The organism is Anaerostipes faecis, assembly GCF_910574135.1.
Lineage (GTDB): Bacteria > Bacillota > Clostridia > Lachnospirales > Lachnospiraceae > Anaerostipes > Anaerostipes hominis.
The window spans coordinates 1-306 of sequence record NZ_CAJSYK010000063.1; the positions used below are offsets into that span (position 1 = coordinate 1).

At 45.1% G+C, this 306-nt stretch carries 1 protein-coding gene; it reads right to left on the minus strand.

Going from position 1 to position 306, the window contains the following annotated elements:
* Window positions 1-306, minus strand: a 306-nt coding sequence (locus QGT46_RS16810) for a hypothetical protein (RefSeq protein ID WP_301591666.1), incomplete at both ends; no start/stop codon positions are given.

Genomic DNA, 306 nt, shown 5'->3' on the forward strand with positions numbered 1-306 from the left:
CGGTTCTCCGCATCATAGGTACGGTAAAGGATCTCCCCTGTTGTTCCATTGGTCTGTCCGATCTCATTTCCGTTCTTGTCATAGACATACTGCTTATTCTCTTGTACGGTACCATCTTTCCATGTGGTCGAAGTTTTCACCTGATCCAGTCCATTATAATCGTAGGTGGTCTTCGTATCCCCTTTGTCTTCGGCCAGACGATTTCCAACCTTATCATACGTATAGGTCACGGTCTGTTTGCTGTCGTCTTTCCTGTGATCTGTGGTAACCGTCTTTACAAGCCTTCCTAAAGAATCATAGGTATAG